The sequence below is a fragment of the Xanthobacter sp. SG618 genome (assembly GCF_012932745.1).
Taxonomy (GTDB): Bacteria; Pseudomonadota; Alphaproteobacteria; order Rhizobiales; family Xanthobacteraceae; genus Xanthobacter; species Xanthobacter flavus.
The window spans coordinates 122939-135020 of record NZ_JABBHL010000010.1 but is presented as its reverse complement, the minus strand read 5'-3'; the positions used below and the strand labels follow the sequence as shown (position 1 = coordinate 135020).

Genomic DNA, 12082 nt, shown 5'->3' with positions numbered 1-12082 from the left:
TGACGAGAGGGCGTCACGCCCCGTTGAAATGCACCCGGCCGAAGCCGGAGACGTCGTAGCCGCCCAGCTCCGCCGCCCGCGCGTGGAAGGCGGGTTCGCGGCAGAAGGCGACGAGCTTCTGGAACGACGGCTCGAAATAGGCCCGGCGCCAGACCATGAGGTCGAAGCGCTCCTCCACCAGCGGCACGAAATCGAGATTGTGCAGGCGCGCGGCGGCGGCGATGCCGAGGCCCACATCGGCCCGCCCGGCGGCCACCGCGAGGGCCAGGTCGGTTTCCGATCGCTCCACCGTGCCGGCGCAGGTGAGGTCGGCGCGCCCCATCCCTTCCGCCGCGAGCAGGCGGTCGAGCACCAGTTCGCTCGCCGCCTCCTTCTGGCGCATCTGGAATCGGAAGCCCCTGACCTCCGCGAGGCAGGTGGGCGGACGGGGAAGGCCCGGCCGGCAGATCAGCCCGCGCACGCGCCGCGCCCACTCCACCAGCACCCAAGGCGCCCGGCCGAAGCGCTGCTCCACCACGGAAGCGTTCCAGTCGTCGCCCTCCGGCACATGCAGGCCGACGGCGATGCACTCGCCCCGGTCCGCCCGGTCGAGGCCGTCGAGCGCGCCGTCCATGAGGCAGGCGATGCCGGAGCGCGATTCGCGCAGCGCCCATTCGAGCAGCGGATCATGCCCGCCCGTCATCACCGGCGGCGGGGCGTGATGGTCCGAAGGCGCTGAATGGTGGGCGCCATCCGGCGCGGCGGCGTGGGCCGGGGCGCTTTCCGCCGAGCCGGCGATCCAGTCCTGGATTTCCCGGCGCGGGAACAGCAGCTTGCCGGTGACCCGCCGGACCGGAAGGCTGCCGGTGGCGACGAGGTCATAGACCTTGCGTTCGCGCACCCTCAGCAGCGCCGCGAGTTCGCGGGTGGTGAGATATTCCGACATCCGGCCCGGCCCGATTGGCCCCCGCGACGCAGGGCGCGCCGGAGGAAACGACACTTTTCTCTTATGTTCACATGAATACGGCATGGCCGCCGCGTCGCAAGCCCAAATTGTACCCTGCGACGGGGCACCGCTGGTGCGGCGCTTGCTTTAGGATGCTTGGCACGCCAGCACAGGCGGAATGCTTTCCAGCCGGATTTGCCACATGACCCCCGCCCGCATCGGCATCGTCACCATCTCGGACCGCGCCAGCTCCGGCACCTATGAGGATCTGAGCGGCCCGGCCATCGAGGCCTGGCTACGCCGCGCCATCACCAGCCCGTGGGTCGCCGACTATCGGGTGATCCCGGACGGGTTCGAGAGCGTGCGCGACACCCTCATCACCCTCGCGGATGCGGAGCACATGGACCTCATCTGCACCACGGGCGGCACCGGCCCCTCCCCGCGCGACCTGACGCCCGAGGCCATGGCGGCGGTGATCGAGAAGCCGCTGGCCGGCTTCGGCGAGCAGATGCGGCGCATCAGCCTCAATGAGGTGCCCACCGCCATCCTGTCACGGCAGGAGGCGGGGGTGCGCGGCAAGACGCTGATCGTGAACCTGCCCGGCAAGCCGGCGTCCATCGCCGTGTGCCTCGCGGCCGTGTTCCCGGCCATCCCCTATTGCCTGGACCTGATCGGCGCCGGGCGCATCGAGACCGATCCGGAGGTCTGCGCCGCGTTCCGGCCCAAAGGCGCCTGACAGGACTTAGACGACCACCACGCCGCGGTGCTTGGCCTCGCCCTCGGGCTCCACATGGATGGTGATGATCGCATCATCCATGTCGCGCTCGAAGGCGTTCTCGATGCGGTCGCAGATGTCGTGGGCGGCGGCCACCGTCATGTCGCCGGGCACCACCAGATGGAATTCCACGAAGGTGATGCGCCCGGCATGGCGGGTGCGCAGATCGTGCGCCTCGATGGCGCCGGCGGCATGGAGCGAGACCAGCTCGCGGATGCGCGCCACCACGTCCGGCGGCGGCGCGGCGTCCATCAGGCCGCCCACGGATTCCTTCATCAGGCTCCAGCCGGTCCACAGCACGTTGAGCGCCACGAGGCCGGCGATCAGCGGATCGAGCACCGGCCAGCCGGTGACAGGCACCAGCACGAAGCCGATCAGCACGCCCGCCGAGGTGACCACATCGGTCAGCACATGCTTGCCGTCGGCGACGAGGGCCGGTGAGCGCATGCTCTTGCCCACCCGCAGCAGCACCAGGCACCAGATGGCGTTGATGACCGTCGCCGCGCCGTTGATGAGCATGCCGGTGAAGGGCTGGTCGGGCAGATGCGGGTCGAGGAAGCCGTAATAGGCCTCCCGCATGATGGTGACGGCCGCCACCACCACGAGCACGCCTTCCAGAACGGCGGAAAGATATTCCGCCTTGTGGTGGCCGAACTGGTGGTTGTCGTCGGCGGGACGCGCGGACACCGTGATGGCGAACAGCGCGGCGGCTGAGGCGGCGACGTTGATGATGCTTTCCAGCGCATCCGACAGCAGCGCCACCGAGCCGGTGACCCACCAGGCCAGCGTCTTCAGGCCGAGCACGATGGCACCGACGAGCACGCTCGCCGCCGCGATCCAGAGCACCTTGCGGCTCATGTCGGCCTCCATTCTGCAAACCGTCGGGGGCGGTCCCGCGGGTCCGTCCCCGGCGGTCGGCAGGACGTACCGAACCGCGCGCCCCGGCGCAACCGCGCCAGGGTCGCACTCCCGGACAAGCTGGAGGTTACACCCGCCTTACACCGCCCCTTAGGGAAGCTTCATGTGCTCCAGCGAGCGCTGGATGGCTTCCGGCCCCACCATGATGACGCCGTCGAACGGGGAGCTCATCTCCAGGATCAGGAAGATGGCGCCGGCCAGCGACAGCGAGCACAGGGGAAAGACGATGAGAGAGACCAGGTTCACCGGCGAGAACAGCCCGAAGCTGGCGAAGATCAGCGTCAGCCAGACGATCAGCACCACGATGAACACCGGCGGGATCTCGGTGACCGCCTCGGCGATCAGCGTCCAGCGCAACGCGTTGAGCGACTTGAACCGGTCGAGCGCCTCCGCCTTGAGATCGGTCTGCTCGGGGCCGGAGGGCTCGAGGATGCGGATCTCGTGGCCGACCCGCTCCAGCTTCTGCTCCGAATCGAAGCTGGCGACCATCACCGGCGCGCTGCCGGCGGCGGGCCAGGTCTCGTTCATGGCGTGCACCGTGTAGACCCGCAACGCATCGCGCGCCGGCCTGGCGGCGGGTCCGTAATGCTGGAGCGTGGCATCGAGGATGGTGAGGAGCGTCGCATATTGCTGCACGTCCTTGCCGGTGGTGTCGAAATTGCCCTTCACCGAGGCCGTCATCAGGCCCAGGATCAGCGACGCCATGGCCGCGACCATGCCGACACCCAGCTTCACCGCCTCCTGCGTGTCCTTGGAGAGGTGATGGGCCTTCAGCCAGCGCTGCGAGCCCATGCCGAACAGCGCGCCGCACTCGAGCGCCAAGAAGACCAGTATCGCGACCTGCCACGCCTCCATGGCTTCCCCCCAGCCTGCACTCCCGTCCGAATATTGCTGGATTATCGACGCAGGCGACCGAATGTTCGCCCGATACGACGCCGGCTTTGCAGCGTAAAGGGAGAAAATCGCGCGCCGGCGCCCTGCCGCTGCGAAACCGCGCGGCGATCAGCGGGCGGCGGCGATCAGCGTTCGCTTGCGGGCCAGGTCGGCATAGCCGGAGACGACGTCCGCCCCGATCACATAGGCCGGCGTATCGAGCACCCGGAGCGCGGCCGCGAGCGCCACCCCCTTGGTGAGGATGTCGGTGATATCCGGCTGGTTGGCGGCGCGAAACACCTTGTAGTGGTCGAGCCCCTCGCTGCGCACCACGTTGAGCGCCTTCACCCCGTCGATGTCGCCGCTGGTCGCCGCAAGCGCGAGGTAGAAGTCGCCGAACTTGGCCGGCTGCATGGCGAGCACGGCCAGCGCCACCCGCGCCGCCTCGATGGAGCCCACGTCCACGCGCGGCGTCTGCACGATGGCATAAGCGAGCTTGGCATCGCCGGCGAGCAGCTCGCGCATGTCGAAGGCGGAGCGGCGCCAGTCCGGGGCGTTGAAATCCACCAGCTCGGTGACGAGGGGCTTGGTCTTCTGCGCGCCCAGCACGGCCTTGCCGGGCATGGCGTCGAGCAGCTTGCGCGCCTCGGGCGTGACGGGATCCGCGAGGGCGGGGGATGCCGCCGCGGCAAGGAGGCCGGCACCGGCGGCCAGAAGCCCCCGGCGGGTCAGCTGACGATCCGGGGCGCCCATCCCGCCGGGCCCTATTCGGCCGCTTTGGTCGGCACCTCGGAGGCGGCCTGCGCCTCCGCATCTTCCTGCGCCTTCAGCACGTCGGGGTGCGGCATGGAGATGATGTTGTAGCCGGAATCGACAAAATGCACCTCGCCGGTGACGCCCGCGGAGAGGTCCGAGAGGAGATAGAGGGCCGAGCCGCCCACCTCCTCGATGCTGACCGTGCGGCGCAGGGGGGCGTGGCGCTTCTGGTAGTTGAACATCACCCGCGCGTCGGCGATGCCGGCGCCCGCCAGCGTGCGCACCGGGCCGGCGGAGATGGCGTTGACGCGGATGCCCACGGGGCCGAAATCCGCCGCCAGATAGCGCACGGAGGCCTCAAGCGCCGCCTTGGCCACGCCCATCACGTTGTAATTGGGCATGACGCGGGTGGAGCCGCCATAGGTGAGGGTGATCAGCGAGCCGCCCTCGGTCATCAGCGCGGCGGCGCGCTTGGCGATCTCGGTGAAGGAGAAGCAGGAGATCACCATGGTGCGGGAGAAGTTCTCCCGGCTGGTGTCGGCATAGCGGCCCTTCAGCTCGGACTTGTCGGAGAAGGCGACGGCGTGGACCAGGAAGTCCAGGCTGCCCCAGCTCTCCTTCAGCGCGGCGAACACCGCGTCCACGCTGGCGAGGTCTTCCACGTCGCACGGCAGCAGGAGGGAGGAACCGACGCTCTGCGCCAGCGGCTTCACGCGCTTGGCCACCTGCTCGCCCTGGTAGGTGAAGGCGAGTTCCGCGCCCTGACCCGCCAGCGCCTTGGCAATGCCCCAGGCGATGGAATGATCGTTGGCGACACCCATCACCAGGCCGCGCTTGCCCTTCATCAGGTCCTGCATAACCTACCCTCTCGCGCCTGAGACGCCGATAGCAGACGGCGCCCGGCCACGCCATCGCGTTTCGGCCGGCGCCGGCTCACCATTGATGACCAATCCTGAACGCCGCCCTATCGGAGCAGCAGGCGTCCATCCGCTTCAGGCGTCGACGTGCTTGATGACGAGGCTGGCATTGGTGCCGCCGAAGCCGAAGCCGTTCGACAGCACATGGCCGAGCGTCACGTTGTCCACCCGCTTGCGCACGATGGGCATGTCGGCGAAGGCCGGGTCGATCTCCTCGATGTTGGCGCTCTCGGCGATGAAGCCGTTCTGCATCATGAGGATGGAATAGATCGCCTCGTGCACGCCGGTGGCGCCCTGCGAGTGTCCGGTGAGCGACTTGGTGGCCGAGATGGGCGGGCACTTGTCGCCGAACACCGCGCGGATCGCCTCGATCTCCTTGAGATCGCCGATGGGCGTCGAGGTGGCATGGGGGTTGATGTAGTCGATGGGCGCCTTGATGCCGGAGATGGCGAGCTTCATGGCGCGCTCCGCGCCCTCGCCCGAGGGGGCCACCATGTCCACGCCGTCGGAGGTCGCGCCATAGCCGGCGATTTCGCCATAGATGCGGGCGCCGCGGGCCTTGGCGTGCTCCAGCTCTTCCAGCACGAGGACGCCGGCGCCGCCGGAGATGACGAAGCCGTCGCGGTTCTTGTCATAGGCGCGGGAGGCCACAGCCGGACGGTCGTTGAAGTTGGAGGACATGGCGCCCATGCCGTCGAACAGCACGGAGAGGGTCCAGTGCAGATCCTCGCAGCCGCCGGCGAAGATGATGTCCTGCTTGCCGTACTGGATCAGCTCGTAGGCGTTGCCGATGCAGATGTTGGTGGTCGCGCAGGCGGCCGAGATGGAATAGCTCAGGCCCTTGATCTTGAACCAGGTGGAGAGCGTCGCCGAGGCGGTGGAGCCCATGGCCTTGGGCACCGCGAACGGGCCGACGCGCTTCGGCCCCTTCTCGCGGGTGATGTCGGCCGAATCCACGATGGTCTTGGTGGAGGAGCCGCCGGAGCCCATCACCAGGCCGGTGCGGATGTTGGAGACTTCGTTCGGCTCAAGGCCCGAATCGCGGATGGCCTGCTCCATGGCCACGTGATTCCACGCGGTGCCGCCGCCGTGGAAACGCATGGCGCGCCGGTCAACGACCTCTTCCGCATTCAGGGTCGGCGCGCCGTGCACCTGAGAGCGGAATCCGAGCCGGGAATAGTCCTCGGCGAAGGAAATACCGCTCTTGGCTTCGCGCAGGCTGGCAAGAACCTCCTGCGTGTTGTTGCCGATGGACGAGACAATGCCCATCCCGGTGACGACGACGCGCCGCATGTCAAATCCCCATTGGAGTGCACCCAGTGTCGCCGCAGATCGTGGCGAGGCCTTGTCAGGCGCTCGCGGCGCCTGCGGGCTGGGGTGCCGTCTCGGCCTGGAACAGGCCCACCTTCAGATCCTTGGCGCGGTAAATCACCTCGCCATCCGCCGCCAGCCAGCCGTCGGCGATCCCGAGCACGAGCTTGGAGCGCATGACGCGCTTGAACTCGATGCCGTAGACCACCTTCTTCACGCCGGGCAGAACCTGGCCGGAAAATTTCAGTTCGCCGAGGCCCAGCGCCCGGCCGCGGCCGGACGAGCCGAGCCAGCCGAGATGGAAGCCCACGAGCTGCCACATGGCGTCAAGGCCGAGGCAGCCGGGCATCACGGGATCGCCCTTGAAGTGGCAGGCGAAGAACCAGAGGTCGGGGTTCACGTCCAGCTCGGCGCGCACCATGCCCTTGCCGAACTCGCCGCCCGTCTCCGAGATTTCGGTGATCCGGTCGAACATCAGCATGGGCGGCAGCGGCAATTGCGCGTTTCCGGCCCCGAACAGCTCGCCACGTCCGCACGCGAGGAGATCCTCATAATCGAAGCTGGTCTGCCGGTCCGCCATTCTTGCCAGTGTCGCCATTTGCCGCCTCTGCACCGCCCGCAAGGGCAGCCGAGGGTTGCTGTTGATGAGCCCGCAAGGGCCGCCCCCGCCATCGGTGGCGGGCACTCCCTAACATAGGCAAGGGCGCGCTCAAAGTCATGAAAGCGTCACGGGTGGCACGATGCGCGCGATATCCGGCCGCGCCCGGCGAACCGGATTGGCAACTCGGGCGTTGCCCTTGGGGCGCTGGGCTATGGTATCGCCAAAGGGTGGGGCGCATCGGCGCCCCGGTCGCGACATCGGGCGGGAGTACGCAATGCCGATTCTCAAGGAGTTCAAGGAGTTCGCGGTCCGCGGCAACGTGGTGGACCTGGCGGTGGGCGTCATCATCGGCGCCGCCTTCGGCAATATCGTCACCTCGCTGGTGGGCGACGTGTTCATGCCGATCATCGGTGCCGTCACCGGCGGGCTCGACTTCTCGAACTATTTCGTTCCGCTCTCCAAGTCGGTCACCGCCGCCAACCTCGCGGACGCGAAGAAGCAGGGTGCGGTACTGGCGTATGGATCATTCATCACCATCGCCATCAATTTCATCATCGTGGCGGGCGTTCTCTTCCTCGTGGTGCGCGGCATCAACGCCTTGCGCCGGGCCGAGGCCGGCAAGCCGCCGGCCGCGCCCACCAAGACGGAGGTGCTGCTGATGGAGATTCGCGACCTGCTCGCCTCCGAACGGCCCGCCGCCCGCCCGCCGGTGACGCCCGCGCCCCCCGCCCCGCCCACGGCCTGAACCGGCCTCAGGGCTTCACGGGTTTCAGGGCTTGACGGGCTGGGACGCCGGCGCATCCTTCTGCGCCAAGGCATCCTGTCGCCGCAGAAAGCCGCGGACGACCGCCACCGACTCGTCGGGGCGGTCGTTGAAAATGCCGTGGGCGGCGCCGGGGATCACCGCGAACTCGGCGCTCGGCACCTGCTCGGCAAAGGCCGCGACGGTCGCGATCCGCGTCTCGTCATACTGGCCGATGACAAACAGCGTGCGCGCGCCGTCGAGCCGCGCCAGCAGCGGTTCCCCATCGTAATCCTTGAGGGTGCCGGTCTGGGTGAACTCGCCAGCGCCGTTCATGGCCACATAGAGCTTTTCGTTGAGCTTGAGGTTCTGCGCCGCCTCATAGGCCTTGCGCATGGCCGGCAGCGGCTCGCGCCGGTTGAAGGCGGCGTAGAAGGCGCCGGCGGCGGCATCGCAGGTAGCCTGCGGCGGCGGGGCGCTGCCTTCGCAGGCGTCGATCACCGCCTGCACGTCAGGCGGCAGCGCCGCGCGGCGGGCGGCCACATCCGCGATCCAGCTCTTGCCGGAGACGAAGGGGCTCGCCAGCACCAGCCCGGCCAGCGTCGCGGGGCGCCGCGCCGCCCATTCCAGCGCGATGGTGGCGCCCCAGCTGTGCCCCAGCACATGGAAGCGCCCGAGGCCCAAAGCGGCGGCGATGGCGTCGATCTCGTCGGCGAAGCGGGGGACGGTCCAGTTGGCGGGATCGTCGGGATGGTCGGAGCGGCCGCTGTCGAGCTGGTCGTAGAGCACCACCATGCGCTCGTCGGCGAGTTCCAGGGGGTCGTGGAAGGTGGAATGCATCCCGCCCGGCCCGCCATGGAGGAGCAGCACCGGCAGCCTGCCGTTCGCGCTCACCCCGTTGGTGCGCACATAGAGGCGCCCGCCCTTCACCGGAACCATCAGCTCCCGGTCCGCCGGGGGGAACACCACCGGCCGCGCCAGCGCGGGCGTTGCGGCTGGGACTAGCGCCGCCGCGCCGAGGAGAGAGAGGAAGGCGCGTCGATCCAGCCCGGCCATGATGCCCTACCGTGAGGAGGAAGGAGCATCAGGGGTAACAGAGTAGCCGCCGCGGTCAAGCGCGGCGCGCCGCCGGACGGCGATCAGCGGACGTCCGCGCCCACCGCTTCCGACACATGGGCGAAGCCGTCGGCCTTGAGGCGGGCGGCGAGGTCCGTCTTGATGCGGCCGACGAGGCCGGGGCCGTGGAACACCAGCGCCGAATAGAGCTGCACGAGGCTCGCCCCGGCCCGGATCTTGGCATAGGCGTCCGCGCCCGAGCTGATGCCGCCGGAGCCGACCAGCGGCAGGCGACCACCCACCAGGCGGTAGAGCGCCCCGAGCCGCTCGGTGGAGAGCGTCATCAGCGGCTTGCCGGAGAGGCCGCCGGCCTCACCCTTGTGCGCGCTGTGCAGGCTCGCCGGGCGCGACAGGGTGGTGTTGCCCATGATGATGCCGTCGATCCCGGTCTCCAGCGCCACCTCGGCCACGTCCGCGAGGCCGGCGTCGTCCAGGTCGGGCGCCACCTTCACCAGCAGCGGCGGGCGTTCCGCAGGGTCAGGCACCGAGGCGTTGCGCACGCCGACGAGATGGGCGAGCAGCGCCTCCATCTCCGCCCGCGCCTGCAGGGCGCGCAGGCCCGGCGTGTTGGGGGAGGAGATGTTGCACACGATATAATCGGCGAGCCGGCAGGTGGCGGAAACGCCGGCGGCGTAGTCCTCCAGCGTGTCCTCGCTCTCCTTGTTCTTCCCCACATTGGCGCCGAGGATGCCCTTGCCGCCCGCCGAGCGGCGTTTGGCCAGCCGGTAGACGAAGGGGGCAAGGCCCTCGCTGTTGAAGCCGAAGCGGTTGATGACCGCCTCGTCCTCCTCCAGCCGGAACAGGCGCGGCTGCGGGTTGCCGGGCTGGGGGCGCGGCGTGACCGTGCCCATCTCGGCGAAGCCGAAGCCCATCTTCAACAGGCCGTCCGCCACCTCGCAATGCTTGTCGAAGCCGGCGGCGAGGCCCACGGGATTGGGGAAATCGAGGCCCCAGACGCGGGTCGCGAGCACCGGGTCGTCATGGCCGGAGAGGTCCGGCATCAGCCCCTTCGCAAGGGCGCGGACGGCATAGCCGTGCGCCCGCTCGGGGGTCACCAGCCCGAGGAAGGGCCGAACGAGGGCGTAGAGGTCCATTTAGGGCGTCACTCGCCGGTGGTGGCGGTGCCGCCGTGGGCCTTGGACCAGCTGTGCGGGTCGTTGAGGAACGATTCGATCTCGGCCACCTGCTTCGATTCGAAGCGGTTCATCTTCTTCACCTGCGCCAGCACGTCCCACCAGGTGGCGAGGCGGTGGAGGCTGAGGCCGGCGCTGTCCAGGATGCCCGCCGCCTCGGAGAAGATGTCGTAATAGAAAAATACGAAGCAGTGCTGGCACTCCGCCCCGGCCTCACGCAAGGCATTGACGAAATTGACCTTGCTCTTGCCGTCGGTGGTCAGGTCCTCGACCAGGAGCACCCGCTCGCCGGGGGCGAGGTGGCCCTCGATCTGGGCATTGCGGCCGAAGCCCTTGGGCTTCTTGCGCACATACTGCATGGGCAGCATCATTCGGTCGGCGACCCAGGCGGCAAAGGGAATGCCCGCCGTCTCGCCGCCCGCCACCGTGTCGAACTGCTCGTAGCCGATCTCGCGGTAAATGGTGGAGATGCCGAAATCCACCAGCGTCTGGCGCACCCGCGGGAAGGAGATGAGGCGGCGGCAGTCGATATAGACCGGGCTCGCCCAGCCCGAGGTGAAGATGAAGGGCTCGCCGGAGGAAAAGCGCACCGCCTCGACCTCGAGCAGCATCCGCGCCGTCTGCTCGGCGATGGTAGCCTTGTCCGGGAAAGCAGTGACATTCGCCATGGGGAAAGCCTTCGTCGCGGTTTCGTCGCTTGTGTGTGACGCGCATATATCAGAGCGGAGCGGCATTGCGACAGGCCCGGCGACGCGCGACGACAAAAAGCGCCGCACCCCGCCCGCAGGCCCCCGGCCCGGCCCCGGTCAGGCGGACGGAGCACCTGCCTGCGCCAGCAGCGCATCCACATAGGCCTCCGCGCTGGTCGCCTGCGCGAACCGGTCGGCGAGACCTGCGGCGCGCGCATGGCTGTCCTCCAGCCGGCCGGCCAGCCTGAGGATGGCGGCCGCGAAAGCGGCGGCGTCGTAGGGGGCGAACACCTCTCCCTCCGCATCGCCGCCGGCGATGGACGCCGCGGCGTAGGTCCCGGCCGAGGCTACCACCGGCCGGCCGGCGGCGGCAGACTGGGTGAAGATGCCCGAGCCGCGCATGCCGAACACCTGCGGGTCATAGGGCAGCAGCATGGCATCCACCTTGCGGGTTTCGGCGGCGAAGTCCTCGTCCGTCAGAACCCGGTCGATGAGGCGCACATAAGGGAGCGCGCGCAGCGCCTGTTCGGCCACCGCCGTTTCAGCCTCGTGCCCGTCCCGCTGCACCTGAACCACGAAATCCCCCGCGAGCCCCTGCTCCCGGCACTGCCGGATGGCGTCGGGCAGGAGATGAAACCCCTTGTCGTTCTTGGAAACGCCCAAGAAACCGAACACCGGTCGCTCCGGCACCGGCCGCGCCCGCTCCACGTTGCCGAACGGAACCGGCAGGCGGATGGGCTCGATGCCGTAGCCGTCGCGATAGAGAGCGGCGATGGCAGCATTTTCCGTTCCGAAGACGAGGCAGCGGCCGATCAAAGGGCGCGCTAGCGCGAACGCCTGCGCGTAAATGCCCGGTCCCAGCTGGCCGGACCGTCGCCAGGGAATCCAGTCGGGCGCGAACATCAATTGGCAGACGACGCGGGGGCGCCCGGCCTCCGGCAGCGCGCTCAGCGCCTGGACGACACCCATGATCTGGTTCTGCATCACGTTGGGGAGGACGACGAGGGTTCCCCGCGCCAGCACCCCGGCAGGCAGGGCCTCCAGATCGGCGCGGAAGCCGGCATTGAGCCGTTCCGCGCTGATCCGCTCCCGCAGAAGGTGGGAGCGGGCGCGTTGCAGGCGCAGCGCACCCCCGAAGCGGTGCCTGGCCAGTTCCAACGGCGTCGGCTGGACGCTGTCATAAAGCGATGCGCTGAAATGGGGGACGGCACCCAGTTCGTCCGCGATCTCCCGATCCATGGTCCGCATGCCGAAGATCCGCACGCGATGGCCGCGCGCCGCGACCGCGGCCCCCACCTTCTTGACCAGGCTGTAGCTATGCCCGCC

The 12082-nt window shown here is 68.9% G+C and carries 13 protein-coding genes; 2 read left to right on the top strand and 11 right to left on the bottom strand.

Annotation, left to right across the window (positions count from 1 at the left end; genetic code table 11):
* Positions 1-13: 13 nt before the first annotated feature.
* Positions 14-925, bottom strand: a complete 912-nt coding sequence (locus FHT36_RS22485) for a helix-turn-helix transcriptional regulator (protein WP_169124691.1) — start codon at positions 923-925, stop codon at positions 14-16.
* Between the two features lie 202 nt (positions 926-1127).
* Between FHT36_RS22485 and mog the strand changes: the two genes are divergently transcribed.
* Entirely contained in the window at positions 1128-1661 is a 534-nt protein-coding gene (gene mog / locus FHT36_RS22480) for a molybdopterin adenylyltransferase (RefSeq protein ID WP_169124690.1), read from the top strand.
* 6 nt (positions 1662-1667) lie between these two features.
* On the opposite strand, the gene FHT36_RS22475 is transcribed toward mog, so the two are convergent.
* The 6 genes from FHT36_RS22475 to fabA form a co-directional block, all read right to left on the bottom strand.
* On the bottom strand, positions 1668-2558 hold the full coding sequence (locus FHT36_RS22475) for a cation diffusion facilitator family transporter (protein WP_169124689.1): 891 nt from the start codon (positions 2556-2558) through the stop codon (positions 1668-1670).
* 150 nt (positions 2559-2708) lie between these two features.
* The gene (locus FHT36_RS22470; RefSeq protein WP_169124688.1) at positions 2709-3440 is read right to left on the bottom strand and encodes a DUF4239 domain-containing protein; all 732 of its coding nucleotides are present in this window, start codon (positions 3438-3440) and stop codon (positions 2709-2711) included.
* 180 nt (positions 3441-3620) lie between these two features.
* The gene (locus FHT36_RS22465; RefSeq protein WP_169124687.1) at positions 3621-4244 is read right to left on the bottom strand and encodes a DsbA family protein; all 624 of its coding nucleotides are present in this window, start codon (positions 4242-4244) and stop codon (positions 3621-3623) included.
* Positions 4245-4255: 11 nt separating this feature from the next.
* On the bottom strand, positions 4256-5104 hold the full coding sequence (gene fabI, locus FHT36_RS22460; protein WP_169124686.1) for an enoyl-ACP reductase FabI: 849 nt from the start codon (positions 5102-5104) through the stop codon (positions 4256-4258).
* 135 nt (positions 5105-5239) lie between these two features.
* Positions 5240-6457 carry a beta-ketoacyl-ACP synthase I gene (gene fabB, locus FHT36_RS22455; RefSeq protein WP_024280909.1) on the bottom strand — a complete coding sequence of 406 codons (1218 nt, stop codon included), beginning with the start codon at positions 6455-6457 and terminating at the stop codon, positions 5240-5242.
* Positions 6458-6512: 55 nt separating this feature from the next.
* Complete coding sequence (gene fabA / locus FHT36_RS22450; RefSeq protein WP_024280910.1) at positions 6513-7055, bottom strand: 3-hydroxyacyl-[acyl-carrier-protein] dehydratase FabA; 543 nt, start codon at positions 7053-7055, stop codon at positions 6513-6515.
* A gap of 301 nt (positions 7056-7356) precedes the next feature.
* Between fabA and mscL the strand changes: the two genes are divergently transcribed.
* Entirely contained in the window at positions 7357-7821 is a 465-nt protein-coding gene (gene mscL, locus FHT36_RS22445) for a large conductance mechanosensitive channel protein MscL (protein ID WP_169124774.1), read from the top strand.
* 24 nt (positions 7822-7845) lie between these two features.
* Here mscL and FHT36_RS22440 read toward each other — a convergent pair whose 3' ends face one another.
* The 4 genes from FHT36_RS22440 to FHT36_RS22425 all read right to left on the bottom strand — a co-directional run bounded on the left by FHT36_RS22440 (position 7846) and on the right by FHT36_RS22425 (position 12004).
* Positions 7846-8874 (bottom strand): proline iminopeptidase-family hydrolase, encoded by a 1029-nt coding sequence (locus FHT36_RS22440; protein ID WP_169124685.1) that lies wholly within the window; start codon positions 8872-8874, stop codon positions 7846-7848.
* An 83-nt stretch (positions 8875-8957) separates the two neighbouring features.
* Positions 8958-10028 carry a quinone-dependent dihydroorotate dehydrogenase gene (locus tag FHT36_RS22435; protein ID WP_169124684.1) on the bottom strand — a complete coding sequence of 357 codons (1071 nt, stop codon included), beginning with the start codon at positions 10026-10028 and terminating at the stop codon, positions 8958-8960.
* Positions 10029-10036: 8 nt separating this feature from the next.
* Positions 10037-10735: an orotate phosphoribosyltransferase gene (locus FHT36_RS22430; RefSeq protein ID WP_169124683.1), complete on the bottom strand. Its 699-nt coding sequence runs from the start codon at positions 10733-10735 to the stop codon at positions 10037-10039.
* A 138-nt stretch (positions 10736-10873) separates the two neighbouring features.
* Positions 10874-12004 (bottom strand): glycosyltransferase, encoded by a 1131-nt coding sequence (locus FHT36_RS22425; RefSeq protein ID WP_169124682.1) that lies wholly within the window; start codon positions 12002-12004, stop codon positions 10874-10876.
* Between the last annotated feature and the right edge of the window lie 78 nt (positions 12005-12082).

Bases quoted from the DNA above. Each gene is read 5' to 3' on its own strand.
- FHT36_RS22485 (WP_169124691.1), bottom strand. From the start codon at position 925: ATGTCGGAATATCTCACCACCCGCGAACTCGCGGCGCTGCTGAGGGTG.
- mog (WP_169124690.1), top strand. From the start codon at position 1,128: ATGACCCCCGCCCGCATCGGCATCGTCACCATCTCGGACCGCGCCAGC.
- FHT36_RS22475 (WP_169124689.1), bottom strand. From the start codon at position 2,558: ATGAGCCGCAAGGTGCTCTGGATCGCGGCGGCGAGCGTGCTCGTCGGT.
- FHT36_RS22465 (WP_169124687.1), bottom strand. From the start codon at position 4,244: ATGGGCGCCCCGGATCGTCAGCTGACCCGCCGGGGGCTTCTGGCCGCC.
- fabI (WP_169124686.1), bottom strand. From the start codon at position 5,104: ATGCAGGACCTGATGAAGGGCAAGCGCGGCCTGGTGATGGGTGTCGCC.
- fabB (WP_024280909.1), bottom strand. From the start codon at position 6,457: ATGCGGCGCGTCGTCGTCACCGGGATGGGCATTGTCTCGTCCATCGGC.
- fabA (WP_024280910.1), bottom strand. From the start codon at position 7,055: ATGGCGGACCGGCAGACCAGCTTCGATTATGAGGATCTCCTCGCGTGC.
- FHT36_RS22440 (WP_169124685.1), bottom strand. From the start codon at position 8,874: ATGGCCGGGCTGGATCGACGCGCCTTCCTCTCTCTCCTCGGCGCGGCG.
- FHT36_RS22435 (WP_169124684.1), bottom strand. From the start codon at position 10,028: ATGGACCTCTACGCCCTCGTTCGGCCCTTCCTCGGGCTGGTGACCCCC.
- FHT36_RS22430 (WP_169124683.1), bottom strand. From the start codon at position 10,735: ATGGCGAATGTCACTGCTTTCCCGGACAAGGCTACCATCGCCGAGCAG.
- FHT36_RS22425 (WP_169124682.1), bottom strand. From the start codon at position 12,004: ATGCGGACCATGGATCGGGAGATCGCGGACGAACTGGGTGCCGTCCCC.